Origin of the sequence: Enterobacter cloacae complex sp. S3 (assembly GCF_014930495.1) — a bacterium.
GTDB lineage: Bacteria > Pseudomonadota > Gammaproteobacteria > Enterobacterales > Enterobacteriaceae > Enterobacter > Enterobacter asburiae_B.
In genome coordinates this window covers 77535-101137 of the sequence record NZ_JADBRD010000007.1, presented here as the reverse complement: position 1 = coordinate 101137, position 23603 = coordinate 77535, and the positions used below count along the sequence as shown (strand labels likewise).

Here is a 23603-nt window from a genome sequence, read left to right as displayed (position 1 = left end):
CAGAAATGAAAAACCCCGGAGCAAGCTCCAGGGTTTGAGGTACAGACAAACGCTTCAACAGCAGTGACTTACTTATCGCCCAACTGTTCTGACATGGTGTTGCCCGGGTTTGGCGTACGCGGTTCATCAACCGGACGCGGCGCACGCGGGGTGCCATTGTTGTCAGAATTATTGGAAGCGCCTGGGTCTTCCCAGCCCGCTGGCGGACGCACTTCACGGCGCGCCATCAGGTCGTCAATCTGCGGTGCATCGATGGTCTCATATTTCATGAGCGCATCTTTCATCGAATGCAGGATGTCCATATTGTCGGTCAGGATCTGGCGTGCACGTGCGTAGTTACGCTCTACCAGAGATTTTACTTCCTGGTCGATGATACGAGCCGTCTCATCGGACATATGTTTCGCTTTAGCCACAGAACGGCCGAGGAATACTTCACCCTCTTCCTCTGCATACAGCAGCGGACCGAGTTTGTCGGAGAAGCCCCACTGCGTCACCATGTTACGCGCCAGGTTTGTCGCAACTTTAATGTCGTTGGACGCACCGGTAGAAACATGTTCCACACCGTAGATAATCTCTTCTGCCAGTCGACCGCCGTACAGGGTCGAAATCTGGCTTTCCAGCTTCTGACGGCTGGCGCTGATCGCGTCGCCTTCAGGCAGGAAGAAAGTCACACCCAGCGCACGACCGCGCGGAATAATCGTCACTTTATGCACCGGATCGTGTTCCGGCACCAGGCGACCAATAATCGCGTGACCCGCTTCGTGGTATGCCGTGGACTCTTTCTGCGCTTCCGTCATCACCATGGAGCGACGTTCCGCACCCATCATGATTTTGTCTTTCGCTTTCTCAAACTCCACCATCGATACGACGCGCTTGTTACCGCGAGCGGCAAACAGAGCTGCTTCGTTGACCAGGTTCGCCAGGTCCGCACCGGAGAAGCCAGGGGTACCGCGCGCAATGATTGCCGCGTCGATATCTGGCGCCAGCGGTACGCGACGCATGTGAACTTTCAGAATCTGTTCACGACCGCGAACGTCCGGCAGACCCACAACAACCTGACGGTCGAAACGGCCTGGACGCAGCAGCGCGGGGTCAAGTACGTCCGGACGGTTAGTCGCCGCGATAACGATGATACCTTCGTTACCTTCGAAGCCGTCCATCTCAACCAGCATCTGGTTCAGCGTCTGTTCACGTTCATCATGACCACCGCCCAGGCCCGCGCCACGCTGGCGGCCTACGGCGTCGATTTCATCGATGAAGATAATGCACGGTGCTGCCTTCTTGGCCTGCTCGAACATGTCACGCACACGAGATGCGCCGACACCCACGAACATTTCGACGAAGTCAGAACCTGAAATAGTAAAGAACGGCACCTTCGCTTCACCTGCGATGGCTTTCGCCAGCAGGGTTTTACCGGTACCCGGAGGGCCAACCATCAGCACGCCTTTCGGGATCTTACCGCCCAGCTTCTGGAAACGGCTCGGTTCACGCAGGTATTCAACCAGTTCACCCACCTCTTCTTTCGCTTCGTCACAACCGGCGACGTCAGCGAAGGTGGTCTTGATCTGGTCTTCCGTCAGCATACGCGCCTTGCTCTTACCGAACGACATGGCACCTTTGCCACCGCCGCCCTGCATCTGGCGCATAAAGAAGATCCAGACGCCGATAAGAAGCAGCATCGGGAACCAGGAAATGAAGATAGAAGCCAGCAGGCTTGGTTCTTCTGGCGGCTCACCTACCACCTTGACGTTTTTGGTCAGAAGGTTATCAAGCAGCTTAGGATCGTTCACCGGGATGTAAGTCGTGTAACGGTTACTATCTTTCTTGGTAACGTTGATCTCACGTCCGTTGATACGCGCTTCGCGAACCTGGTCCTGATTGACCTCCTGCAGGAAGGTAGAATAATCCACCTTGCGGCCATTCGACTCGCTGGGCCCAAAGCTCTGGAATACTGACATCAGCACAACGGCAATGACCAGCCAGAGTATTAGGTTTTTCGCCATGTCACTCAAGGGATTAACCTCATATTACAACTGTGTTAAAAACAGCGTCAGGATACTCTATATCCAGTTTCATTCAAACTTTCGCCTGAAATCTACCGGTTATCATTTTCGCCCGGTCGCTACAATATACACTTCTCGGGAACGGGCCCGGGAAGAGTCCGGCTTACGAACTTTAACCTTCGCAAACAGGGAGCGAATTTCCTTAAGATACTCCTCGAAACCTTCGCCCTGAAACACCTTCACAACAAAACTACCACCAGGCGCTAGTACATCACGACACATTTCTAACGCTAGCTCCACCAGATACATGGCGCGGGGGATATCCACAGCCGGTGTTCCGCACATATTTGGTGCCATATCAGACATGACAACCTGGACCTTACTGTCACCTACACGATCAAGTAACGCTTTCAGCACTAATTCATCACGAAAGTCGCCCTGAAGGAAGTCGACACCGACGATGGGATCCATTGGTAAAAGATCGCACGCGATGATTCGGCCCGTTCCGCCGATCTGCGTTACCGCATACTGGGACCATCCGCCGGGTGCCGCACCGAGGTCAACAACCGTCATCCCCGGCTTAAAAAGTTTGTCACTTTGCTGTATTTCATCAAGTTTAAACCAGGCACGGGAACGCAACCCCTTTTTCTGTGCCTGTTGAACATATTTATCGCTAAAGTGTTCCTGAAGCCAGCGGCTGGAGCTGGCAGAACGCTTTTTACCTGTCATTTAACATTTCCGTCCTGGTTCATCGTTACCTGCCTGTGACGTAAATTTCTACGCAGCTATTTGGCGATATAAGGGAGATGGCGGTAGAATGAACCGTTTTCAATCCCAACGTAAGCAAAAATATACGATGAATCTGAGTACTAAACAAAAACAGCACCTTAAAGGTCTGGCACATCCGCTCAAGCCTGTAGTCATGCTTGGCAACAATGGTTTGACCGAAGGGGTGCTTGCCGAGATTGAACAAGCGCTGGAACACCACGAGCTGATCAAGGTGAAAATCGCCTCTGAAGACAGAGACACTAAAAACCTGATCGTGGAAGCCATCGTGCGCGAAACCGGCGCCTGTAATGTACAGGTCATCGGTAAAACGCTGGTGCTCTACCGCCCATCTAAAGAGCGTAAAATCTCGCTGCCACGCTAAGGATATCCTGAATCAAACACATTTTCTGTGTGAAACGAGGGATTTCTGTCAGCAGGCGAGCAAAATGCCATGCTCCTTGAGTTGATAAAAGGCCGCTATGCGGCCTTTTTCTTTTCTTTACAATGTATCAACATCTTAGTAGAGAAGCGAATTACAGGTATTCAACCTTAATAATTTCGTATTCCACTTCACCGCCAGGGGTGCGAATGGTGACAACATCGTCCTGCTCTTTGCCAATCAGGCCGCGAGCAATCGGGGAGTTCACTGAAATCAGGTTCTGTTTGAAGTCTGCTTCATCATCACCCACGATGCGATAGGTCTGCTCTTCGTCGTTGTCCAGGTTCAGGACGGTAACGGTAGAACCAAAGATCACACGCCCGTTGTTAGGCATTTTGGTGATATCGATAACCTGTGCATTGGACAGTTTTGCTTCGATATCTTTAATACGCCCTTCGCAGAAGCCCTGCTGCTCACGCGCGGCGTGGTATTCAGCGTTCTCTTTCAGGTCGCCATGCTCGCGCGCATCCGCGATAGCGGCGATGATTTCAGGACGACGCACGGATTTCAGGAAATCCAGCTCTTCGCGCAGTTTTTCGGCACCACGTAAGGTCATCGGAATAGCTTGCATTTGTTATACCTCTTAAACATTCCTGTTGGGAGCAGTGTTCCCTGCTCCTGCCCCCCTAAGCGGGCAAGAAGCAAAAAGAAAACCGACCCGGGAGCAATGCCCCAGGTCAGCAGCAATTTTTCAATTTGATATGCATTTTACCGCGAAGTTCACTATGGGTCATCGTTTACTTTGCAGTGCCATGCACCGTAGTATGACGGTTTGTTTTCGGGTTGTTAGCGCGAGATTATGCGATTTTCCAGATTTATCATCGGATTGACTACCAGTATAACGTTCACCGCCCAGGCCGCGAATGTTGATGAGTACATTAATCAGCTCCCCGCAGGCGCGAACCTTGCCCTGATGGTGCAGAAGGTTGGCGCACAGGCTCCCGAGATTGACTATCACAGTCAACAGATGGCGCTGCCTGCCAGTACCCAAAAGGTGATCACTGCCCTCGCCGCCCTGCTCCAGCTCGGGCCTGACTTCCGTTTTACGACCACACTCGAGACCAAAGGTAACGTCGAGGGTGGCGCACTGAAAGGCGATCTTATCGCCCGTTTTGGCGGCGATCCGACCTTTAAGCGCCAGGATATCCGCAATATGGTTGCGGTACTGAAAAAATCTGGCGTGCAGAAAATTGATGGCAATGTACTGATCGACACGTCCATCTTTGCCAGCCACGATAAAGCCCCAGGCTGGCCGTGGAACGACATGACCCAATGTTTTAGCGCCCCGCCCGCCGCCGCGATTGTTGACCGTAACTGCTTCTCGGTTTCGCTTTACAGCGCGCCAAAGCCAGATGATTTAGCGTTTATCCGCATAGCGTCCTACTACCCGGTCACAATGTTTAGCCAGGTCCGCACGCTGGCGAAAGGCTCCCCGGATGCGCAATATTGTGAGCTGGACGTCGTGCCGGGCGATCTTAACCGCTTCACGCTTACCGGCTGCCTGACGCAGCGCGCCGATCCGCTGCCGCTGGCCTTTGCGATACAGGATGGAGCAAGCTACGCGGGTGCCATTCTGAAAGATGAGCTGAAACAAGCGGGCATAACCTACACCGGCACGCTGCTTCGCCAGACGCAGGTCAACCAGCCCGGCACGGTTATCGCCAGCAAACAGTCTCCTCCGCTGCACGATTTACTGCGAATCATGCTGAAAAAGTCGGACAACATGATTGCCGACACCGTGTTCCGCATGATTGGCCACGCGCGTTTCGGCGTGCCGGGAACCTGGCGCGCGGGTTCAGACGCCGTTCGTCAGATCCTGCGCCAGCAGGCCGGGATCGAGCTGGGTAATACCATCGCGGTCGATGGCTCCGGATTATCGCGTCATAATTTGATCTCTCCGGCCACGATGATGCAGGTGCTTCAGTACATTGCACAGCATGACACTGAGCTAAACTTTATTTCAATGCTGCCGCTGGCCGGGCATGACGGTTCGCTGCAGTACCGTGCCGGGCTTCACGCTGCCGGCGTGGATGGCAAAGTATCCGCTAAGACAGGCTCGCTGCAGGGGGTTTACAACCTTGCAGGCTTCATCACTACCGCCAGCGGACAACGCATGGCATTCGTGCAGTATCTTTCCGGCTATGCCGTCGAACCGACCGACCAGCGCAATCGCCGTATTCCGCTTGTTCGCTTCGAAAGCAGGCTTTATAAGGACATCTACCAGAATAACTAGCGATGAAACTACTCATAGTTGAAGACGATCTGTTATTGCAGGAAGGGCTGGCGCTGGGGCTGGCCAATGAAGGGTATGCCCTCGACTGTGCTGGCACCGCAGCGGAGGCGGACGCCCTGATCCAGAGCGGCGAATACAGTCTGGTGATCCTCGATTTGGGCTTGCCTGATAAAGATGGGGCCACGCTGCTCAGCCAGTGGCGACGCCGCGGTATCGCCAACCCGGTGTTGATCCTGACGGCGCGCGATGCCATTGAAGATCGCATCACCGGCCTCGATGCAGGCGCAGATGATTACCTGGTGAAGCCTTTTGCGCTTGCGGAGCTGCAGGCGCGAGTGCGGGCGTTGATTCGCCGCTATCAGGGCCATAGCGATAACTTACTCACCGACGGCGATATTACGCTGAATCTGCAAACCCAGCAGGTACTGCGCCGGGACCAGGCGGTAGAGGTGACGCCAAAAGAGTTCGCCCTGCTTACGCGTCTGATCATGCGCAGCGGGCAAACGGTGCACAGAGAGACGCTCCAGCAGGATATCTACTCCTGGCAGGACGATCCGGGGTCAAATACCCTTGAAGTTCACATTCACAACCTGCGTCGCAAGCTCGGCAAGGACAGAATCAAAACCGTCCGTGGCGTTGGCTATCGCCTTGAGAGCCAGAAATGAACAGCATGCGTCGGCGTTTAATGGTGCTGCTGGCGGTCATTCTCTTATTTTTCCAGCTGATAAGCGTCATCTGGCTATGGCATGAAAGCCGCGAGCAGATCGGTTTTCTGGTGAATGAAACGCTGTCGGCAAAAGCCCGTAATAACCATGTCGAAAAAGAGATCCGCGAGGCGATTGCTTCCCTTCTCGTCCCTTCTCTGGTGATGGTAGGCTTTACGCTGTTTTTCTCTTTCTGGGCAGTCACCTGGATAACCCGACCGCTGAATAAACTGCGTGACAGCCTGGCTAACCGTTCGGCAGATAACTTAACTCCGCTTCCTATGTATTCCGACATGGAAGAAATCGGCGCGGTGACAACCTCCCTGAACCAGCTGCTCGCCCGGCTGGACAATACCATTCAGCAGGAGCGTCTCTTCACCGCTGACGCCGCGCACGAGCTTCGAACGCCCCTTGCTGGTATCCGGCTCCATCTGGAGCTTATGGCGCAGTCAGGCGCATCACAGGCCGCGACGTTAATTAGCCGTATCGATCAGCTCATGCATACCGTTGAGCAACTGCTGATGCTGGCCCGTGCCGGACAGGCAATGGCCAGCGGCCACTACGAAACCGTGAGCTGGACGGAAAATATCATTGAACCTCTCGGTCTGGGCCATGAAGCCAAAGAGCATACGGTGATTTGGCCCGCTAAAAGCGCGCTCACGGTTCAGGGAGACGCCGTGCTCCTGCGTCTGATGCTGCGCAACCTGCTGGAGAATGCCGGGCGCTACAGCCCGGCAGGGACAACGATTACAGTGACATTAACCGGGGTCGACGGGGGGACGCAGATCGGCGTGATCGATCAGGGGCCCGGTATTGATGACGCGCACCGACAGTCAATTACCGAGCCATTCCGCCGTCTTGACCAGCGCTACGGTGGCAGCGGTCTGGGGCTGAGTATCGTGCAGCGCATCGTGCAGCTCCACCACGGCAGGTTGACGCTTGAGAATGGCGCTGAAGGTGGTTTGATCGCCAGCTGCTGGCTACCCGCAACGCTGGAATAAAAAAAGCCCCCATAATGGGGGCTCTCGACAGATATTAGTGCTTGTAGATGAACTCGACGCCTTCTTCGTCGTCTTCATCCCAGTCATCGTCCCAGTCTTCATCATCCTCTTCCGCTTCCAGCTCTTCAAGCTGCTGGCGGTGGTAGTCATCCCACATGAATTCGACTTTTTCAGGCTGTTTCGCTTCTTCCGCCTGAACAATTGGGTTCTCAATGATGAAGGTCATCACATCCCAGCACAGATCTTTCACGCCAACCTGGCTTGCCGCAGAGATCAGGTAGTATTTATCTTCCCAGCCCATCGCTTCAGCAATCGCTTTAGCTTTCGCTTCCGCTTCAGCTTTGTCCATCAGGTCGATCTTGTTGAAGACCAGCCAGCGTGGTTTATTCGCCAGTTTTTCGCTGTATTTTTCCAGCTCACCGATGATGATGCGGGCGTTTTCTACCGGATCGGAACCGTCGATAGGATCGATATCGATAAGGTGCAGCAGCACGCGGCAACGCTCAAGGTGTTTCAGGAAGCGAATACCCAGACCCGCGCCTTCCGCAGCGCCTTCAATCAGACCTGGAATATCGGCAACCACAAAGCTCTTCTCGTTATCCATACGGACAACGCCCAGGCTTGGTACCAGCGTGGTAAACGGATAGTCCGCCACTTTTGGTTTCGCCGCAGAAACGGCGCGAATGAACGTCGATTTACCGGCGTTTGGCATACCCAGCATGCCCACGTCTGCCAGAAGCATCAGCTCCAGCTGCAGATCGCGCTTATCGCCCGGCGTACCCATCGTTTTCTGACGCGGAGTACGGTTAACGGAGGATTTGAAACGGCTGTTACCCAGACCGTGCCAGCCGCCTTTCGCCACCATCAGGCGCTGACCGTGTTTGGTCATGTCACCCATGGTTTCACCGGTCCCCTGGTCAATCACACGCGTACCGACCGGAACCTTAATGGTGACGTCTTTACCGCGTTTCCCGGTACAGTCACGGCTCTGGCCGTTCTGGCCACGTTCAGCGCGGAAGGATTTTTCGAAACGGTAGTCGATCAGCGTGTTGAGGTTCTCATCCGCCTCCAGCCACACGTCACCACCATCCCCGCCGTCGCCGCCGTCAGGACCGCCACGTGGGATATACTTTTCACGGCGGAAGCTCACGCAACCATTGCCGCCATCACCAGCCACGACCAGGATCGTCGCTTCATCAACAAACTTCATTTTACTCTCCGTAACTCATTCGCCTGAGCGGGGGACTACTACAACCGCTTCATTTTTGCGCCAACGTCCCCAAAGACGATGACCAATGGCGGAATACATCGCGCCCGCAACCACGACAAACGCACCGAGATAACCCAACAGGTTGAGCATCGGTCTGACGAAGACATCGGGCCAGGCCATTGATAACAAATCTGAAAATAACAGCGTAAACAGCGGAGTAAGCGTAATTAACGCGCTCACCTGTGCCGCCTGCCAGCGCGCCATCGCTTCGGCCAGCGCGCCATAACCGACCAGCGTGTTCAGCCCACAAAAAATGAGGCACGCCAGTTGCCAGTCGCTAAGCTGGGAAATCACACCCGGCTTTGCTAATGGCAGCAATGCTATTGTACACAAAGTGTACAATAAAAAGAGGATCTGCTGTGAGGCAAGACGACGCAATAACACCTTTTGTGCGACGCCATAGCTCACCCAAACCGTTGCTGCCCCCACGCCGAAAATTACACCCCATGTGTAATCCGTCAGGCGGGTGAAAATCTCAATCAGACTGGTGTTGAAGAACATCACCAGACCGCACAGCAGCATGCTCGCCCCGATAATCTGCGTACCGCGCATCTTTTCCTTGAGGATAAAGACGCTGGCGACCATCATGCCCACCGGTGAAAGCTGACCTATCACCTGCGACGCCGTGGGGCTGAGATATTGCAGGGAAGAGCTGAACAGGATGAAGTTACCGAACAGACCGCCCGTCGCGATAGCCAGCAATACCAGCCAGCGCGGTTTGCGGAAGAGCCGCAAGGGTGGAAGCTTACCTTTGATAGCCAGAATGGCCCCGAGGCCGATGCTTGCCATCAGAAAGCGATAAAAGACCACCGTAGGCGGCTCCATCACTTCCAGTACCTGCTTCATTGCAATTGGCAGCGCACCCCAGCACATTGCGGTAGTGAGCGCCAAAAGAATACCAATGCCGGCCTGCTGCTTCATGCCCGTTTTCCCTACAGAAAAAATTACCGGGTTTCCAATGTAAAAAGCCCCGCAACAGGTTGCGGGGCTTTAATCCGTTACCGGACCGAGAAAACCTTACTCAGCAACGATGCTGATGTATTTACGGTTGTTCGGGCCTTTAACTTCAAATTTCACTTTACCGTCTGCTTTAGCAAACAGAGTGTGGTCACGACCGCAACCTACGTTGTTGCCAGCGTGGAATTTGGTACCACGTTGACGAACGATGATGCTACCCGCCAGAACGGATTCGCCACCGAAACGCTTAACGCCAAGGCGTTTAGCTTCTGAATCGCGACCGTTACGTGTGGAGCCGCCAGCCTTTTTATGTGCCATTTAAATCTCTCCTCAGGTCTTAGGCGCTGATGCCAGTAATTTTCACATCAGTGAACCACTGACGGTGGCCCTGCTGCTTACGGTAGTGCTTACGACGACGAAACTTAACGATTTTAACTTTCTCGCCACGACCGTGTGCAACAACTTCAGCTTTGATAACGCCGCCATCAACGAAAGGAACGCCGATTTTGACTTCTTCACCGTTTGCGATCATCAGAACTTCTGCGAACTCAACAGATTCGCCAGTTGCGATGTCCAGCTTTTCCAGGCGAACGGTCTGACCTTCGCTTACTCGGTGTTGTTTACCACCACTTTGGAAAACCGCGTACATATAAACTCCGCTTCCGCGCACGTCCTCGTATGAATCAGAGTGCGCTATAAATATTCACAATAGGGCGCGAATATTACGCAAAACGCGAGCCTTTGACAAGTGCTACCGTCAATACATGAAGAAAAAAAACACAACACGTACGGTAACGTTTATCTGTGCCGTTTTTTCAGTACAATCAGCACTACTATTGATAAACCGAAACCCTTCGTTACCCCATTGAAGATGGGATCAACAGGATAAAAAGCCCGGCTTTTGCGATGAATTTAGAAAAAATCAACGAGTTAACCGCGCAAGATATGGCGGGTGTGAATGCAGCAATCCTGGAGCAACTCAACTCTGACGTTCAGCTGATCAATCAGTTGGGCTATTACATCGTCAGCGGCGGCGGTAAACGCATTCGTCCGATGATTGCCATTCTGGCTGCCAGAGCCGTTGGCTATCAGGGAAATGCTCACATCACTATCGCAGCGCTCATCGAATTTATTCACACGGCGACGCTTCTGCATGACGATGTTGTGGATGAATCGGATATGCGTCGTGGCAAAGCCACGGCAAACGCCGCTTTCGGAAACGCAGCCAGCGTCCTGGTGGGGGATTTTATCTATACCCGCGCCTTCCAGATGATGACCAGCCTGGGCTCCCTGAAAGTGCTGGAAGTGATGTCCGAAGCCGTAAACGTCATTGCTGAAGGCGAAGTGCTGCAGCTGATGAACGTCAACGACCCTGATATCACCGAAGAAAACTACATGCGCGTCATCTACAGCAAAACGGCGCGCCTGTTTGAAGCGGCTGCCCAGTGTTCCGGCATTCTGGCCGACTGTACCGAAGCACAGGAAAAAGGCCTGCAGGACTATGGACGCTATCTGGGTACGGCCTTCCAGCTGATTGATGATTTGCTGGACTACAGTGCGGACGGCGAGACGCTCGGTAAAAACGTGGGCGATGACCTGAACGAAGGTAAACCCACCCTGCCGCTGCTTCATGCTATGCGCAACGGAACAGCCGACCAGGCGAAAATGATCCGTGAAGCGATTGAGCAGGGAAATGGCCGCCATCTTCTGGAACCTGTACTGGAAACTATGGCTATCTGCGGATCGCTGGAATGGACACGTCAGCGCGCGGAAGAAGAAGCCGACAAAGCCATCGAAGCGCTTCAGGTCATTCCAGACAGCCCGTGGCGCGAGGCACTGATTGGTCTTGCCCACATCGCCGTTCAGCGCGACCGTTAATCCTCTTGTTTCTCCCCGCAGCGATAGCGGGGAGATTCCAGTACACACCTGTAAATTCCGTGTTCATGTAAATTCATCGGTTTAGAGACCGCATGAATAAAGCCGTGTCTTATTCTGAATATCCCTTCAAGTAACGCGAACTTTTTAGAACAAGAAGTTGAAATGGGTATAGTAACCGCGTCGTTTCAGAAGAAACGGCGTAGGTGAATCCGAACTTAAGGACGGCGTTATGGATACGAAATTTATCGACTGGCACACGGCTGATATTATTGCCGCACTGCGCAAAAGAGGCACTTCACTGGCAGCAGAGTCCCGCCGCCATGGACTGAGTTCTTCCACTCTGGCAAACGCCCTCACCCGCCCCTGGCCCAAGGGAGAATTAATTATCGCGACGGCGCTGGATACGCATCCGTGGATAATTTGGCCTTCGCGCTACCACGATCCCATCACCCATGAATTTATCGACAGATCGCGCATGATTCGCCAGAGAAAGGTAAAAACAGAACCGCAGGAATAACGCATTTTTGACAGGAACAGCAACCCCCCGGTCATTGCTGGCAGGGGGCTGCCGGAACGATTACTCGCCCTTCACACGCTCGATGTTGGCACCCAGCGCGCGCAGTTTATCTTCGATACGTTCATAACCACGATCGATGTGATAGATACGATCCACGATCGTTGTGCCTTCCGCGATACAACCCGCCAGCACCAGGCTTGCAGACGCACGCAGATCGGTTGCCATCACCTGAGCACCTGACAGTTTCTCAACGCCGTGGCAGATCACGGTATTACTTTCGATCTCAGCATGCGCGCCCATACGGATCAGCTCCGGTACGTGCATAAAGCGGTTCTCGAAAATGGTTTCTGTGATGAAGCCAGTGCCTTCGGCAACCAGGTTCAACAGGGTGAACTGCGCCTGCATGTCCGTAGGGAACGCCGGATGCGGTGCCGTACGCACATTGACCGCTTTTGGACGCTGGCCGTGCATATCGAGGCTGATCCAGTCTTCACCGATTTCGATATCCGCACCCGCATCGCGCAGTTTCGCCAGCACCGCATCCAGGGTATCTGGCTGCGCGTTGCGACAAACAATCTTCCCGCCAGAAATCGCCGCAGCGACCAGGAAGGTACCGGTTTCGATACGGTCCGGCAGAACGCGATAGACACCACCGCCCAGACGCTCAACGCCTTCGATGGTGATACGGTCGGTACCCTGACCGGAAATCTTCGCCCCCAGCGCCACGAGGAAGTTGGCGGTATCCACAATCTCCGGTTCGCGCGCGGCGTTTTCGATGATGGTGGTACCTTCTGCCAGCGTCGCCGCAGACATAATGGTGACCGTTGCGCCCACGCTCACTTTGTCCATGACGATGTGCGCGCCTTTCAGACGACCATTAACGGACGCTTTAACGTAACCTTCTTCCAGCTTGATCTCGGCGCCCAGCTTCTCCAGACCAAAGATGTGCAGGTCAACCGGACGCGCACCGATGGCGCAACCGCCCGGCAGAGAGACCTGACCCTGACCAAAACGCGCCACCAGCGGGCCAAGCGCCCAGATGGATGCACGCATGGTTTTCACCAGATCGTAAGGGGCTGAGAAGTTGTTCACCTTGCTGGCGTCAATCCAGACGGAACCGTTACGCTCAACTTTCGTGCCCAACTGGGTGAGCAGCTTCATGGTGGTGTCGATATCTTTCAGCTTCGGTACGTTCTGAATTTCTACCGGCTCTTCGGCCAGCAGCGCAGCAAAGAGGATTGGCAGCGCGGCGTTTTTTGCGCCAGAAATTGTGACTTCGCCCTGGAGGCGCGTTGGCCCCTGTACACGAAATTTATCCATTGTGTGCTCTCTTATAAATTCAACCGTGCTGCGGGCCTGTCGCCCTCAGCTCAAAAACCGTTTAGTTTGCGATCGCGTGCCCACTCTTGCGGGGTGAACGCTTTAATCGACAGGGCGTGGATGCGGTTATCCGCAATATATTCCATCAGCGGCGCGTACACAGCCTGCTGTTTCTTCACGCGGCTCATACCGTCGAACATCTCACCCACAGCAATAACCTGGAAGTGACTGCCATCGCCAGTGACGTGGGCTTCCTGAAGGGAGAGTGCATTCATCAGCACTGTCTGGATTTCATGATTTTCCATGGGCTCTTAATCATCTGATAGTGAAAACAAGCCCAACATCTTAGAGCAAAGTGGCGTTGTCTTAAACAAGCAAAAAGCCCCGACGATGAAACAGTCAGGGCTTTCGGAAGTAACGCACTGAAAATATTAACGAGGCAGTACGTCCTGAGGGAGATTGTAGAGCTGCGCAAGAGTCACGACATTATCGCTCGCGCCGTGAAGTTTGACGCTTGTCCCCTGCTTTTTCCCCACGGCAATCAGATGGGCAAGCAGCGCAACGCCTGCCGTATCTACCCGCGTGACGTCTGTCAAATCGATAAGCGTCACGCCCTGCATCGCTTCGTGGCGTTTGTCCCACAGTGGGTTCAGCAGATCCTGATCCAGTTCACCGGACAGCTTTAATGTCTCGCCTTCACGCGACCAGCTGAGTTGCTGTGACATTACTTCTTCTCATCCAGAGTAATTTTCTGGCGAGAGATAGACTGCAGCTGAGCGGTCAGGCCATCAATGCCTTTGGTGCGCAGTAGGTCGCTCCATTCGTTCTGTTTGGTGGTGATCATGCTTACCCCTTCGGCAATCATGTCATACGCCTGCCAGTGACCGGTCTGGCTGTTTTTACGCCACTGGAAATCCAGACGAACCGGCGGACGACCGTTAGGATCGATGATCGTCACACGGATAGGGACGATGGTCGCATCGCCCAGCGGCTGCTCAGGCGCAATCTGATAGGTCTGGCCGTGGTACATCGCCAGCGCCTGGCCATAAGCCTGTTTCAGGTATTCACGGAACGCGGCAAAGTAGGCATCACGCTGCGCAGGGGTCGCGTCTTTGTAATAACGTCCCAGCACCAGCGCACCCGCATATTTAATCTGCACGTACGGCAGCAGTTCCTGGTCAACGACGTCGCGCAGATAATCAGGATTAGCACGAATTTTAGGCTGTTCGTTTTTAAGACGGTCGAAGGTCTTCTTCGCCGCTTCGTCCATCAGTTTGTACGGGTTACTCTGATCCGCAGCGTGGGCGGCGGTGAGAGGGGCGATGACCAGCATGGCAACCATTAACAGTCGTTTAAACATGAATGACTTCTCCTGATATTAATTCGCAGCACCTGGCGTCGGTGCGACGTCGGTATGATCTTCGCTCTGCGCAGGGGCAGCGTCGGATTTTTTCTCATCCCCTTTACTGTTGTAAAGGAACTGACCAATCATATCCTCCAGAACCATCGCGGATTTCGTATCCTGAATGACGCTACCGTCTTTAAGGATAGTCGTTCCCAGCTCGGGATCTTCAAAGCCAACGTTAAGCGCCAGATATTGTTCGCCCAGCAGGCCGGAAGTACGGATAGAAAGGGAACTGGTGTCCGGGATATGGTTGTAACGCTCTTCGATATCCATCGCGACGCGGGGCAGATAGGTTTTCTCATCCAGCGTAATGTCAGATACGCGTCCGATCACCACGCCGCCGATGCGGACCGGTGAACGCGCCTTCAGCCCGCCGATGTTATCGAAGGTGGCATAGATGCGATACGTCGGCTCGGTGCGTACAGACGTGATATCCGCCGCTCTCAGGCAGATAAACAGCGCGGCCAGCAGCGCCAGCAGCAGGAATACACCGACCCAAATTTCATTTTTTCTCGTTTGCATGAACTCAATTCCCAAACATCAGTGCGGTGAGCACAAAATCCAGACCCAGTACGGCCAGCGACGAATGTACGACTGTACGTGTAGTTGCGCGGCTAATGCCCGCCGATGTCGGGATGGCATCGTAACCATTGAACAATGCAATCCAGGTGACCGTAATGGCAAATACCACGCTTTTAATCAGGCAATTAACCAGATCCATTCGCAGGTCGATGGCGTCCTGCATCGCGGACCAGAAGAAACCGGCATCAATGCCTTTCCAGTGCACACCAACCAGCGAACCGCCCCAGATACCCACGGCGACAAACAGAATAGTCAGTAACGGTAAAGAGATCACCCCAGCCCAGAAACGCGGCGAGATCACGCGACGCAGCGGATCGACCGCCATCATCTCCATGCTGGAGAGCTGCTCGGTCGCACGCATCAGGCCAATTTCAGCCGTTAATGCCGACCCCGCGCGCCCGGCGAACAACAGCGCCGCCACAACCGGCCCCAGCTCGCGCAGCAGCGAGAGCGCCACCAGCATCCCGAGGCTGGTTTCCGCACTGTAGGTTGTCAGAACCAGATAGCCCTGCAGCCCAAGCACCATACCGATAAACAGACCGGAGACAATGATGATGAGCATCGACAGCACGCCGACATTATAAAGCTGCCGCACCAGCAGCGGTGCGTGCTTACGGAATTCCGGCTTGCCGACCAGCGCGTTGAATAACATCAATCCGGCACGCCCGAACGTCCTGATGGTTTTTATGCCACGGTGTCCGAGAGCGGCCAACGCATTTAACAGCATGAGTGGCTTAACTCCCTATTCCCAGTAAATCGTCACGATAGTCGCCCGCCGGGTAGCGGAACGGCACAGGGCCATCGGCAATACCGTCAAGGAACTGCCGCACGCGCGGATCGCAATTTTCCTGCAGCGCCTGAGCGCTACCGTGTGCGACGATCTTTTTGTCCGCCACAATATAGGCGTAATCGGCAATGCTCAATACTTCCGGTACATCGTGAGATACCACAATGCAGGTGACGCCAAGCGCGCTGTTCAGTTCAGAGATGAGCTTCACCAGCACGCCCATCGTGATGGGATCCTGTCCAACAAACGGTTCGTCGAACATGATTAAATCAGGTTCTAATGCAATGGCGCGTGCCAGCGCGGCGCGGCGCGCCATCCCGCCGGACAGCTCCGAAGGCATCAGCTTTGCGGCGCCCCGCAAACCGACGGCTTCGAGCTTCATCATCACCGTGCTTTTCAGCAGTTCAGGCGGCAGGCTGGTATGCTCACGCAGCGGATAGGCCACGTTATCAAAGACATTCATGTCGGTGAACAAGGCCCCCGACTGAAAGAGCATGCTCATGCGTTTGCGGACAGTATACAGACGCGAGCGTGACATCTCCGGGATGTTTTCGCCATCAAAGAGGATTTCACCGCTATCAGGTGGGATCTGCCCACCAATAAGGCGCAGCAGGGTCGTTTTACCGATCCCGGACGGCCCCATGATGGCAGTGATTTTGCCACGCGGTACGGTCAACGAAATATCATCAAATATCAATCTGTTGGCGCGAGAAAAACTCACGCCGCGAACATCGACTAAATTCGCCATCGTTTGGCTCATTTATGGTTCCTTTATTACCCTGCTCACGTTAAGGCATGCCGCCTGAATCAGCCCTCAACTCCGCATTTTTACAGAATAATAGCCGTTGAGGTTAGCGAAAGCTGGCATTTGTTTTACTTTTCCGGCGCATAAAGTCAAAATTAGGAATTCGTTACGCCTCAGACTGTATGCAGTCCAGCCATTCCCGTGCGATGGACCGACGAGTATACCTGAAGAAAGGACTTTTGATGCTTTTAGCAACAGCACTGTTAATAATTGGTTTACTTTTGGTGGTCTACAGTGCTGACCGTTTAGTGTTTGCTGCATCTATCCTGTGTCGCCTGACGGGTGTACCGCCTGTCGTCATCGGGATGACCGTGGTGAGTGTTGGAACGTCACTTCCTGAAATCATCGTCTCTGTCTCGGCATCGCTGCATGGTCAGTTAGATCTGGCAGTAGGTACCGCGATTGGCTCCAACATCGTCAATATACTCTTGATTTTAGGCCTGGCCGCACTGCTCCATCCATTTCGCGTGCATTCTGATGTTCTGCGCCGTGAATTGCCGCTAATGTTAATCGTAAGCCTGCTGGCAGGCTGCGTATTTTACGATGGTGTTCTGAGCTACAGCGACGGCATTTTCCTGCTGGCGCTGGCCGTTATCTGGCTGCTGTACAGTGTTAAAATCGCCCGTCTGGCTGAGAAGCAGGGTCAGGATAGCCTCACGCGGGAGCAGGTCGCCGAACTGCCGCGAGAAGGCACGCTGCCTGTTGCCCTGCTCTGGCTTGGCGTTGCGCTGATCATCATGCCGATGGCAACGCGCATGGTCGTGGATAACGCGACCGTGCTGGCGAACTATTTCGCCATCAGTGAACTGACCATTGGCCTGACGGTGATTGCCATCGGCACCAGCCTGCCGGAGCTGGCCACGGCCATTGCGGGGGCACGTAAAGGTGAGGATGACATTGCCATTGGTAATATCATCGGTTCCAACATATTTAATATCGCCATTGTGATGGGCCTGCCGGCCCTGATAACGCCAGGGCCCTTTAATCCCCTGGCGTTCTCACGCGACTACGGCGTGATGTTATTGGTCAGCGTGATATTTGCCCTGCTCTGCTGGCGGCGGCAACGACAGATCGGCAAAGGCGCAGGCGCGCTGCTGACGGGTGGATTTATCGTATGGATGGCGATGCTGTACTGGCTCTCGCCTCTTCTCTCTGGGTAAACGGAAACGCATTATGTCGCAAATAGAATTGCAGCCGGGTTTTGACTTTCAGAAAGCAGGCAAAGAGGTTCTGGAGATTGAACGTGAAGGTCTGGCGCAGTTAGATCAGTACATTAATCAGGATTTTAGTCTGGCATGTGAGAAGATGTTCTACTGTGCCGGCAAAGTCGTGGTGATGGGGATGGGTAAGTCCGGCCACATTGGACGCAAAATGGCGGCAACCTTTGCCAGCACCGGAACCTCTTCCTTCTTTGTACATCCGGGGGAAGCCGCGCACGGTGACCTGGGTATGGTCACGCCGCAGGATATCGTCATCGCGCTGTCCAACTCCGGGGAGTCCAATGAAATTCTGGCGCTGATCCCGGTACTGAAGCGACTGCAGGTGCCGCTTATTTGCATGACCAGCCGTCCGGAAAGCAGCATGGCGCGGGCAGCCGATATTCACCTGTGCGTGAAAGTGCCCAAGGAGGCCTGTCCGCTCGGCCTGGCGCCGACGTCCAGCACCACCGCCGCGCTGGTCATGGGTGATGCGCTTGCCGTCGCGCTGCTCGAAGCCCGCGGTTTTACGCCGGAAGATTTTGCGCTTTCCCACCCGGGCGGCGCGCTGGGGCGCAAGCTTCTGCTTCGGGTAAACGATATTATGCACACCGGGGATGAGATCCCTCACGTCAGTAAAGAAGCCTCCCTGCGTGATGCGCTGCTGGAAATCACCCGTAAGAATCTGGGTATGACGGTCGTGTGCGACGATCTGATGAAAATTCAGGGGATCTTCACCGATGGCGACCTGCGCCGCGTGTTCGACATGGGTGTAGATGTCCGCACGCTCGGCATTGCCGATGTGATGACGCCGGGCGGTATCCGCGTCCGTCCGGGTACGCTGGCCGTGGATGTGCTGAACCTGATGCAGTCCCGCCACATTACCTCAGTGATGGTTGCCGATGGCGACCAGTTGCTGGGTGTGGTACATATGCATGATCTGCTGCGCGCAGGCGTAGTGTAATGAAGGATAAAACAATGAGTAATGCGGGTGCATCCCTTGCAACCTGTTATGGACCGGTCAGTACCCAGATGATGGCAAAGGCGGAAAACATTCGTCTGCTCATCCTGGACGTGGATGGCGTACTTTCCGATGGCCTGATTTACATGGGCAATAATGGTGAAGAGCTGAAAGCGTTTAACGTTCGCGACGGCTACGGTATCCGCTGCGCGCTCACCTCGGGTATTGAGGTGGCTATCATCACCGGGCGAAAAGCTAAACTGGTAGAAGACCGCTGTGAAACCTTAGGAATTACCCATCTGTATCAGGGTCAATCCGATAAGATGGCGGCGTTTAAGGATTTACTGGGTAAACTGGCTATCGCGCCGGAAAACGTAGCCTACGTCGGGGACGATCTGATTGACTGGCCCGTGATGGCTGAAGTTGGGCTGAGCATCGCCGTTGCGGATGCGCATCCGCTGCTGATCCCGCGCGCTGACTACGTTACCCACATCAACGGGGGCCGTGGTGCCGTACGTGAAGTCTGCGATCTGCTTTTGCTGGCGCAGGGCAAGCTTGATGAGGCCAAAGGGCAATCGATATGAGTAAAACCAGACGCTGGATTATCATTTTGCTTTCGCTTGTCGCACTGGTATTGATTGGCGTGAACCTTGCCGATCGCGACGATCCGCAAACGGAAGTGGTCAACAATAACGATCCAACCTATAAAAGCGATCACAGCGACACCGTGGTCTACAGCCCGGAAGGCGCGCTGAACTATCGCCTGATTGCCCAGCATGTTGAATATTTTTCAGATGACGGTATTTCGTGGTTTACCCAACCTGTCATGACCACATTTGATAAGGACAAAGTGCCGACGTGGTCAATTAAGTCAGATCGGGCAAAACTGACAAATGACCGTATGCTTTATCTGTATGGCCACGTTGAAGTCAACGCCCTGACCGCTGACTCGCAACTGCGAAAAATTACGACGGATAATGCCCAAATTAACCTGGTAACCCAGGACGTGACCTCGCAGGATCTGGTCACACTGTATGGCACAACATTTAATTCCAGCGGTTTGAGAATGCGCGGGAACTTACGCAGCAAGAACGCCGAGCTGATTGAAAAGGTTAGAACCTCCTATGAAATTCAAAACAAACAAACTCAGCCTTAAAGTAATTATCGCCAGCGCGATGCTGGCGACCAGTCTCCCCGCGCTTGCTGTAACGGGCGATACCGACCAACCGATCCATATCGAGTCTGATACCCAGTCTCTCGATATGCAGGGCAACGTCGTCACCTTCACGGGTAACGTCGTCATGACTCAGGGCACCATCAAAATTAACGCCGACAAAGTGGTCGTGACCCGTCCGGGTGGCGAGCAGGGCAAAGAGATCATTGATGGTTACGGCAACCCGGCCACCTTCTACCAGATGCAGGACAACGGCAAACCGGTGAAAGGCCGCGCTTCGCATATGCACTATGAGCTGGCGAAGGACCTGGTCATCCTGACCGGAAACGCGTATCTGGAACAGCTGGACAGCAACATTACCGGCGACCAGATCACCTATCTGGTGAAAGAGCAAAAAATGCAGGCCTCCAGCGAGAAAGGCAAACGCGTCACGACCGTCCTGGTTCCGTCGCAGCTGCAGGACAAAGGCAAAGGCCAGGCCCCGGCACAGAAGAAGAGTAACTAATTCGTTATGGCAACATTAACTGCAAAAAATCTCGCGAAGGCCTACAAGGGCCGCCGTGTCGTAGAAGATGTCAGTCTGACCGTCAACTCCGGCGAAATCGTGGGGCTGCTTGGCCCTAACGGTGCGGGTAAAACTACCACCTTCTACATGGTCGTTGGCATTGTGCCGCGCGATGCCGGCAACATTATCATTGACGATGAAGACATCAGCCTTCTGCCGCTGCACGCGCGCGCGCGTCGCGGGATCGGCTACCTGCCGCAGGAAGCCTCCATTTTCCGTCGTCTTAGCGTTTACGATAACCTGATGGCGGTCCTGGAAATTCGTAACGATCTGACCAGCGAACAGCGTCAGGATCGTGCCAACGAGTTGATGGAAGAGTTCCACATTGAGCATCTGCGCGACAGCCTCGGTCAGGCACTCTCCGGGGGTGAACGCCGTCGCGTTGAGATTGCGCGTGCGCTGGCCGCAAACCCGAAATTTATCCTTCTGGATGAACCGTTTGCGGGCGTTGACCCGATCTCGGTTATCGACATTAAACGCATCATTGAACACCTGCGTGACAGCGGGCTTGGCGTACTGATCACCGACCACAACGTCCGTGAAACGCTGGCCGTGTGTGAACGCGCGTATATTGTGAGCCAGGGCAATCTGATCGCCCACGGTACGCCGCAGCAGATCCTCGAAGACGATCATGTTAAGCGCGTCTATCTTGGGGAAGACTTCAGACTCTGATAGGGTAGAGGTAACGTAACGCCGAACCGGAGAAAAATGCTCTGAACATGAAGCAAGGTTTGCAATTAAGGCTCAGCCAACAACTGGCAATGACGCCGCAGCTACAGCAGGCAATTCGCCTGTTGCAACTGTCCACGTTAGAACTTCAGCAGGAGCTCCAGCAGGCGCTGGACAGCAACCCCCTGCTGGAACAAACCGATCTTCATGACGAGGTAGATACTCAGCAGTCACAGGATACAGAAGCGCTCGACACCGCGGATGCACTCGAACAAAAAGAGATGCCCGACGAGCTACCGCTGGATGCCAGCTGGGATGAAATCTACACCGCCGGAACTCCATCCGGTACGCGTGCAGACTACCAGGATGATGAGCTACCGGTCTATCAGGGAGAGACCACCCAGTCGCTGCAGGATTACCTGATGTGGCAGGTGGAACTCACCCCCTTCTCCGATACCGACCGCGCGATTGCCACCTCAATTGTCGATGCCGTTGACGACACCGGCTATTTGACCGTCACGCTGGACGATATCCTGGAAAGCATGGGCGACGACGAGATTGAGCTTGAGGAAGTCGAAGCCGTACTGAAGCGCATCCAGCGTTTCGATCCGGTAGGCGTGGCCGCAAAAGATCTGCGCGACTGCCTGCTGATCCAGCTATCTCAGTTCAGCAAAGAGACGCCATGGATCGACGAGGCGCGCTTAATTATTAGCGATCATCTCGATCTGCTGGCCAACCACGATTTCCGCTCCCTGATGCGCGTCACGCGCCTGAAGGAAGAGGTGCTGAAAGAAGCGGTAAATCTGATCCAGTCGCTCGATCCGCGCCCGGGACAGTCGATCCAAACCAGCGAGCCCGAGTACGTGATCCCGGATGTGCTGGTCAGAAAACACAATGACCGCTGGGTCGTTGAACTGAACTCAGACAGCATCCCTCGCCTGCAAATCAACCAGCAGTATGCCTCCATGTGCACCAGCGCGCGTAACGACTCCGACAATCAATATATTCGTAGCAATCTTCAGGAAGCGCGATGGCTGATCAAAAGTCTGGAAAGCCGAAATGATACGCTGCTGCGCGTCAGCCGCTGTATTGTCGAACAGCAGCAGGCGTTCTTTGAGCAGGGCGAAGAGTATATGAAACCGATGGTACTGGCGGATATCGCCCAGGCCGTCGAGATGCATGAATCAACCATTTCCCGTGTCACCACGCAGAAGTATCTGCACAGTCCACGCGGTATATTTGAGCTTAAGTATTTCTTCTCCAGCCATGTGAATACCGAGGGCGGCGGCGAAGCGTCGTCAACGGCCATTCGTGCCCTGGTGAAGAAGTTGATCGCCGCGGAGAACCCCGCGAAGCCACTAAGCGACAGTAAGTTAACCACCATGCTGTCCGATCAGGGTATTATGGTGGCACGTCGTACTGTTGCGAAGTATCGAGAGTCTTTATCCATTCCGCCGTCCAACCAGCGTAAACAGCTGGTCTGACACAACCGATAAGGAAGACACTATGCAGCTCAACATCACTGGACAAAACGTCGAAATTACTGAGGCTTTACGCGACTTCGTGAACGCGAAGTTTGCAAAACTCGAGCAGTATTTCGAAAGGATCAATCAGGTCTATATTGTGTTGAAAGTGGAGAAAGTGACTCACATCTCGGATGCCACCCTGCATGTTAACGGGGGTGAACTGCATGCCAGTGCGGAAGGGCAAGACATGTACGCTGCTATCGACGGCTTGATTGATAAGCTTGCACGACAGCTCAATAAACATAAAGATAAACTGAAACAACACTAATTGTCCGGGCAGTTAACGGGTGCAGGACGGCCTGTTGTGAAACACAACAGGCCATTTGTACAGTTAGCGCTTAGGTGAAATTATGATGAACAACGATTCCGCTCTTCAACTGAGCAATGTCCTTAACCAGGAATGTACCCGCAGTGCGGTTCACTGCCAGAGCAAAAAACGTGCGCTGGAGATCATCAGTGAACTGGCTGCCAAACAGCTGGGCCTGCCGCCGCAGGTGGTGTTCGAAGCGATTCTGACCCGTGAAAAAATGGGCAGTACCGGTATCGGCAACGGCATCGCGATCCCGCACGGCAAACTGGAAGAGGATACCCTGCGTGCCGTTGGTGTGTTTGTGCAGCTTGAAACACCCATCGCCTTCGATGCCATTGATAACCAGCCCGTCGATCTCCTCTTCGCGCTGCTGGTGCCTGCCGACCAGACGAAAACCCATCTGCATACGCTGTCGCTGGTCGCAAAACGTCTGGCCGATAAAACCATTTGCCGTCGACTGCGCTCGGCCCAAAGTGATGAAGAGCTCTATCAAATTATCACTGAAGCAGAAGGCAATCAGGATGATGCATAAC

29 protein-coding genes are annotated in these 23603 nt (G+C 54.2%); 15 read left to right on the top strand and 14 right to left on the bottom strand.

Going from position 1 to position 23603, the window contains the following annotated elements; genetic code table 11:
* Positions 1 to 68 precede the first annotated feature (68 nt).
* Positions 69 to 2003, bottom strand: coding sequence for an ATP-dependent zinc metalloprotease FtsH (gene ftsH / locus IM317_RS02555; protein ID WP_029739626.1), 1935 nt, complete (start codon positions 2001 to 2003; stop codon positions 69 to 71).
* A gap of 102 nt (positions 2004 to 2105) precedes the next feature.
* Entirely contained in the window at positions 2106 to 2732 is a 627-nt protein-coding gene (rlmE, locus tag IM317_RS02550) for a 23S rRNA (uridine(2552)-2'-O)-methyltransferase RlmE (protein WP_003861812.1), read from the bottom strand.
* A gap of 127 nt (positions 2733 to 2859) precedes the next feature.
* Here rlmE and yhbY point away from each other — a divergent pair, with 127 nt between their 5' ends.
* Positions 2860 to 3153 (top strand): ribosome assembly RNA-binding protein YhbY, encoded by a 294-nt coding sequence (yhbY, locus tag IM317_RS02545; protein WP_003861814.1) that lies wholly within the window; start codon positions 2860 to 2862, stop codon positions 3151 to 3153.
* Between the two features lie 151 nt (positions 3154 to 3304).
* On the opposite strand, the gene greA is transcribed toward yhbY, so the two are convergent.
* On the bottom strand, positions 3305 to 3781 hold the full coding sequence (gene greA, locus IM317_RS02540; RefSeq protein ID WP_014171793.1) for a transcription elongation factor GreA: 477 nt from the start codon (positions 3779 to 3781) through the stop codon (positions 3305 to 3307).
* Between the two features lie 228 nt (positions 3782 to 4009).
* Here greA and dacB point away from each other — a divergent pair, with 228 nt between their 5' ends.
* Genes dacB through pmrB form a run of 3 tightly spaced genes read left to right on the top strand, consistent with a single transcriptional unit; the run spans position 4010 to position 7148 of the window.
* Positions 4010 to 5443 carry a serine-type D-Ala-D-Ala carboxypeptidase gene (gene dacB / locus IM317_RS02535; protein WP_033146743.1) on the top strand — a complete coding sequence of 478 codons (1434 nt, stop codon included), beginning with the start codon at positions 4010 to 4012 and terminating at the stop codon, positions 5441 to 5443.
* A gap of 2 nt (positions 5444 to 5445) precedes the next feature.
* Positions 5446 to 6108, top strand: coding sequence for a two-component system response regulator PmrA (gene pmrA, locus IM317_RS02530; protein ID WP_033146744.1), 663 nt, complete (start codon positions 5446 to 5448; stop codon positions 6106 to 6108).
* Positions 6105 to 7148: a two-component system sensor histidine kinase PmrB gene (gene pmrB / locus IM317_RS02525; RefSeq protein WP_033146745.1), complete on the top strand. Its 1044-nt coding sequence runs from the start codon at positions 6105 to 6107 to the stop codon at positions 7146 to 7148. Before pmrA ends, pmrB begins: the two co-directional genes overlap by 4 nt.
* Positions 7149 to 7182: 34 nt before the next feature.
* On the opposite strand, the gene cgtA is transcribed toward pmrB, so the two are convergent.
* From cgtA to rplU, 4 genes are all read right to left on the bottom strand, one after another.
* Entirely contained in the window at positions 7183 to 8358 is a 1176-nt protein-coding gene (gene cgtA, locus IM317_RS02520) for an Obg family GTPase CgtA (protein ID WP_023333597.1), read from the bottom strand.
* Positions 8359 to 8373: 15 nt separating this feature from the next.
* Positions 8374 to 9339 carry a DMT family transporter gene (locus IM317_RS02515; RefSeq protein ID WP_023309346.1) on the bottom strand — a complete coding sequence of 322 codons (966 nt, stop codon included), beginning with the start codon at positions 9337 to 9339 and terminating at the stop codon, positions 8374 to 8376.
* A 96-nt stretch (positions 9340 to 9435) separates the two neighbouring features.
* On the bottom strand, positions 9436 to 9693 hold the full coding sequence (gene rpmA / locus IM317_RS02510; protein WP_004385076.1) for a 50S ribosomal protein L27: 258 nt from the start codon (positions 9691 to 9693) through the stop codon (positions 9436 to 9438).
* A 19-nt stretch (positions 9694 to 9712) separates the two neighbouring features.
* Complete coding sequence (gene rplU, locus IM317_RS02505) at positions 9713 to 10024, bottom strand: 50S ribosomal protein L21 (RefSeq protein WP_003025032.1); 312 nt, start codon at positions 10022 to 10024, stop codon at positions 9713 to 9715.
* Positions 10025 to 10281: 257 nt separating this feature from the next.
* Between rplU and ispB the strand changes: the two genes are divergently transcribed.
* Both ispB and sfsB read left to right on the top strand, forming a co-directional pair.
* A complete protein-coding gene (gene ispB, locus IM317_RS02500) occupies positions 10282 to 11253 on the top strand; it encodes an octaprenyl diphosphate synthase (RefSeq protein ID WP_024906360.1) in 972 nt (323 codons plus the stop codon).
* A 229-nt stretch (positions 11254 to 11482) separates the two neighbouring features.
* Positions 11483 to 11770, top strand: a complete 288-nt coding sequence (gene sfsB, locus IM317_RS02495) for a DNA-binding transcriptional regulator SfsB (protein WP_033146746.1) — start codon at positions 11483 to 11485, stop codon at positions 11768 to 11770.
* 60 nt (positions 11771 to 11830) lie between these two features.
* On the opposite strand, the gene murA is transcribed toward sfsB, so the two are convergent.
* The 7 genes from murA to mlaF all read right to left on the bottom strand — a co-directional run bounded on the left by murA (position 11831) and on the right by mlaF (position 16624).
* On the bottom strand, positions 11831 to 13090 hold the full coding sequence (murA, locus tag IM317_RS02490; RefSeq protein ID WP_023309349.1) for a UDP-N-acetylglucosamine 1-carboxyvinyltransferase: 1260 nt from the start codon (positions 13088 to 13090) through the stop codon (positions 11831 to 11833).
* Between the two features lie 50 nt (positions 13091 to 13140).
* Entirely contained in the window at positions 13141 to 13395 is a 255-nt protein-coding gene (gene ibaG, locus IM317_RS02485) for a BolA family iron metabolism protein IbaG (RefSeq protein ID WP_008501458.1), read from the bottom strand.
* Between the two features lie 126 nt (positions 13396 to 13521).
* Positions 13522 to 13815 (bottom strand): lipid asymmetry maintenance protein MlaB, encoded by a 294-nt coding sequence (gene mlaB, locus IM317_RS02480; protein ID WP_033146747.1) that lies wholly within the window; start codon positions 13813 to 13815, stop codon positions 13522 to 13524.
* Complete coding sequence (gene mlaC / locus IM317_RS02475; protein ID WP_033146748.1) at positions 13815 to 14450, bottom strand: phospholipid-binding protein MlaC; 636 nt, start codon at positions 14448 to 14450, stop codon at positions 13815 to 13817. Before mlaC ends, mlaB begins: the two co-directional genes overlap by 1 nt.
* Positions 14451 to 14468: 18 nt before the next feature.
* A complete protein-coding gene (gene mlaD / locus IM317_RS02470) occupies positions 14469 to 15017 on the bottom strand; it encodes an outer membrane lipid asymmetry maintenance protein MlaD (RefSeq protein WP_033147081.1) in 549 nt (182 codons plus the stop codon).
* Positions 15018 to 15021: 4 nt separating this feature from the next.
* Complete coding sequence (gene mlaE / locus IM317_RS02465; protein WP_010436044.1) at positions 15022 to 15804, bottom strand: lipid asymmetry maintenance ABC transporter permease subunit MlaE; 783 nt, start codon at positions 15802 to 15804, stop codon at positions 15022 to 15024.
* A 7-nt stretch (positions 15805 to 15811) separates the two neighbouring features.
* On the bottom strand, positions 15812 to 16624 hold the full coding sequence (gene mlaF, locus IM317_RS02460; RefSeq protein ID WP_024906354.1) for a phospholipid ABC transporter ATP-binding protein MlaF: 813 nt from the start codon (positions 16622 to 16624) through the stop codon (positions 15812 to 15814).
* 227 nt (positions 16625 to 16851) lie between these two features.
* Here mlaF and IM317_RS02455 point away from each other — a divergent pair, with 227 nt between their 5' ends.
* The 9 genes from IM317_RS02455 (at position 16852) to ptsN (ending at position 23602) form a co-directional block, all read left to right on the top strand.
* Positions 16852 to 17829, top strand: coding sequence for a calcium/sodium antiporter (locus IM317_RS02455; RefSeq protein WP_023309354.1), 978 nt, complete (start codon positions 16852 to 16854; stop codon positions 17827 to 17829).
* Between the two features lie 13 nt (positions 17830 to 17842).
* A complete protein-coding gene (gene kdsD, locus IM317_RS02450) occupies positions 17843 to 18829 on the top strand; it encodes an arabinose-5-phosphate isomerase KdsD (protein WP_023333606.1) in 987 nt (328 codons plus the stop codon).
* 14 nt (positions 18830 to 18843) lie between these two features.
* Positions 18844 to 19410, top strand: coding sequence for a 3-deoxy-manno-octulosonate-8-phosphatase KdsC (gene kdsC / locus IM317_RS02445; RefSeq protein WP_023309356.1), 567 nt, complete (start codon positions 18844 to 18846; stop codon positions 19408 to 19410).
* Complete coding sequence (gene lptC / locus IM317_RS02440; RefSeq protein ID WP_033146749.1) at positions 19407 to 19982, top strand: LPS export ABC transporter periplasmic protein LptC; 576 nt, start codon at positions 19407 to 19409, stop codon at positions 19980 to 19982. The genes kdsC and lptC overlap by 4 nt, the downstream gene beginning before the upstream one ends.
* Positions 19951 to 20505, top strand: coding sequence for a lipopolysaccharide ABC transporter substrate-binding protein LptA (lptA, locus tag IM317_RS02435; protein ID WP_033146750.1), 555 nt, complete (start codon positions 19951 to 19953; stop codon positions 20503 to 20505). Before lptC ends, lptA begins: the two co-directional genes overlap by 32 nt.
* Before the next feature lie 6 nt (positions 20506 to 20511).
* Positions 20512 to 21237, top strand: a complete 726-nt coding sequence (lptB, locus tag IM317_RS02430; protein WP_033146751.1) for an LPS export ABC transporter ATP-binding protein — start codon at positions 20512 to 20514, stop codon at positions 21235 to 21237.
* Between the two features lie 47 nt (positions 21238 to 21284).
* Positions 21285 to 22718 carry an RNA polymerase factor sigma-54 gene (gene rpoN / locus IM317_RS02425; RefSeq protein ID WP_023309360.1) on the top strand — a complete coding sequence of 478 codons (1434 nt, stop codon included), beginning with the start codon at positions 21285 to 21287 and terminating at the stop codon, positions 22716 to 22718.
* A 22-nt stretch (positions 22719 to 22740) separates the two neighbouring features.
* On the top strand, positions 22741 to 23028 hold the full coding sequence (gene hpf, locus IM317_RS02420; RefSeq protein ID WP_008501444.1) for a ribosome hibernation promoting factor: 288 nt from the start codon (positions 22741 to 22743) through the stop codon (positions 23026 to 23028).
* Positions 23029 to 23110: 82 nt separating this feature from the next.
* Positions 23111 to 23602 (top strand): PTS IIA-like nitrogen regulatory protein PtsN, encoded by a 492-nt coding sequence (gene ptsN / locus IM317_RS02415; RefSeq protein ID WP_008501443.1) that lies wholly within the window; start codon positions 23111 to 23113, stop codon positions 23600 to 23602.
* The last annotated feature ends 1 nt before the right edge of the window (position 23603 follow it).

Bases quoted from the DNA above. Each gene is read 5' to 3' on its own strand.
- mlaB (WP_033146747.1), bottom strand. From the start codon at position 13,815: ATGTCACAGCAACTCAGCTGGTCGCGTGAAGGCGAGACATTAAAGCTG.
- mlaE (WP_010436044.1), bottom strand. From the start codon at position 15,804: ATGCTGTTAAATGCGTTGGCCGCTCTCGGACACCGTGGCATAAAAACC.
- greA (WP_014171793.1), bottom strand. From the start codon at position 3,781: ATGCAAGCTATTCCGATGACCTTACGTGGTGCCGAAAAACTGCGCGAA.
- hpf (WP_008501444.1), top strand. From the start codon at position 22,741: ATGCAGCTCAACATCACTGGACAAAACGTCGAAATTACTGAGGCTTTA.
- mlaF (WP_024906354.1), bottom strand. From the start codon at position 16,624: ATGAGCCAAACGATGGCGAATTTAGTCGATGTTCGCGGCGTGAGTTTT.
- rplU (WP_003025032.1), bottom strand. From the start codon at position 10,024: ATGTACGCGGTTTTCCAAAGTGGTGGTAAACAACACCGAGTAAGCGAA.
- ftsH (WP_029739626.1), bottom strand. From the start codon at position 2,003: ATGGCGAAAAACCTAATACTCTGGCTGGTCATTGCCGTTGTGCTGATG.
- IM317_RS02455 (WP_023309354.1), top strand. From the start codon at position 16,852: ATGCTTTTAGCAACAGCACTGTTAATAATTGGTTTACTTTTGGTGGTC.
- lptA (WP_033146750.1), top strand. From the start codon at position 19,951: ATGAAATTCAAAACAAACAAACTCAGCCTTAAAGTAATTATCGCCAGC.
- rpmA (WP_004385076.1), bottom strand. From the start codon at position 9,693: ATGGCACATAAAAAGGCTGGCGGCTCCACACGTAACGGTCGCGATTCA.
- ispB (WP_024906360.1), top strand. From the start codon at position 10,282: ATGAATTTAGAAAAAATCAACGAGTTAACCGCGCAAGATATGGCGGGT.
- ptsN (WP_008501443.1), top strand. From the start codon at position 23,111: ATGATGAACAACGATTCCGCTCTTCAACTGAGCAATGTCCTTAACCAG.
- yhbY (WP_003861814.1), top strand. From the start codon at position 2,860: ATGAATCTGAGTACTAAACAAAAACAGCACCTTAAAGGTCTGGCACAT.
- cgtA (WP_023333597.1), bottom strand. From the start codon at position 8,358: ATGAAGTTTGTTGATGAAGCGACGATCCTGGTCGTGGCTGGTGATGGC.
- IM317_RS02515 (WP_023309346.1), bottom strand. From the start codon at position 9,339: ATGAAGCAGCAGGCCGGCATTGGTATTCTTTTGGCGCTCACTACCGCA.
- pmrB (WP_033146745.1), top strand. From the start codon at position 6,105: ATGAACAGCATGCGTCGGCGTTTAATGGTGCTGCTGGCGGTCATTCTC.
- sfsB (WP_033146746.1), top strand. From the start codon at position 11,483: ATGGATACGAAATTTATCGACTGGCACACGGCTGATATTATTGCCGCA.
- dacB (WP_033146743.1), top strand. From the start codon at position 4,010: ATGCGATTTTCCAGATTTATCATCGGATTGACTACCAGTATAACGTTC.
- lptC (WP_033146749.1), top strand. From the start codon at position 19,407: ATGAGTAAAACCAGACGCTGGATTATCATTTTGCTTTCGCTTGTCGCA.
- lptB (WP_033146751.1), top strand. From the start codon at position 20,512: ATGGCAACATTAACTGCAAAAAATCTCGCGAAGGCCTACAAGGGCCGC.
- rpoN (WP_023309360.1), top strand. From the start codon at position 21,285: ATGAAGCAAGGTTTGCAATTAAGGCTCAGCCAACAACTGGCAATGACG.
- pmrA (WP_033146744.1), top strand. From the start codon at position 5,446: ATGAAACTACTCATAGTTGAAGACGATCTGTTATTGCAGGAAGGGCTG.
- rlmE (WP_003861812.1), bottom strand. From the start codon at position 2,732: ATGACAGGTAAAAAGCGTTCTGCCAGCTCCAGCCGCTGGCTTCAGGAA.
- kdsD (WP_023333606.1), top strand. From the start codon at position 17,843: ATGTCGCAAATAGAATTGCAGCCGGGTTTTGACTTTCAGAAAGCAGGC.
- kdsC (WP_023309356.1), top strand. From the start codon at position 18,844: ATGAGTAATGCGGGTGCATCCCTTGCAACCTGTTATGGACCGGTCAGT.
- mlaC (WP_033146748.1), bottom strand. From the start codon at position 14,450: ATGTTTAAACGACTGTTAATGGTTGCCATGCTGGTCATCGCCCCTCTC.
- mlaD (WP_033147081.1), bottom strand. From the start codon at position 15,017: ATGCAAACGAGAAAAAATGAAATTTGGGTCGGTGTATTCCTGCTGCTG.
- murA (WP_023309349.1), bottom strand. From the start codon at position 13,090: ATGGATAAATTTCGTGTACAGGGGCCAACGCGCCTCCAGGGCGAAGTC.
- ibaG (WP_008501458.1), bottom strand. From the start codon at position 13,395: ATGGAAAATCATGAAATCCAGACAGTGCTGATGAATGCACTCTCCCTT.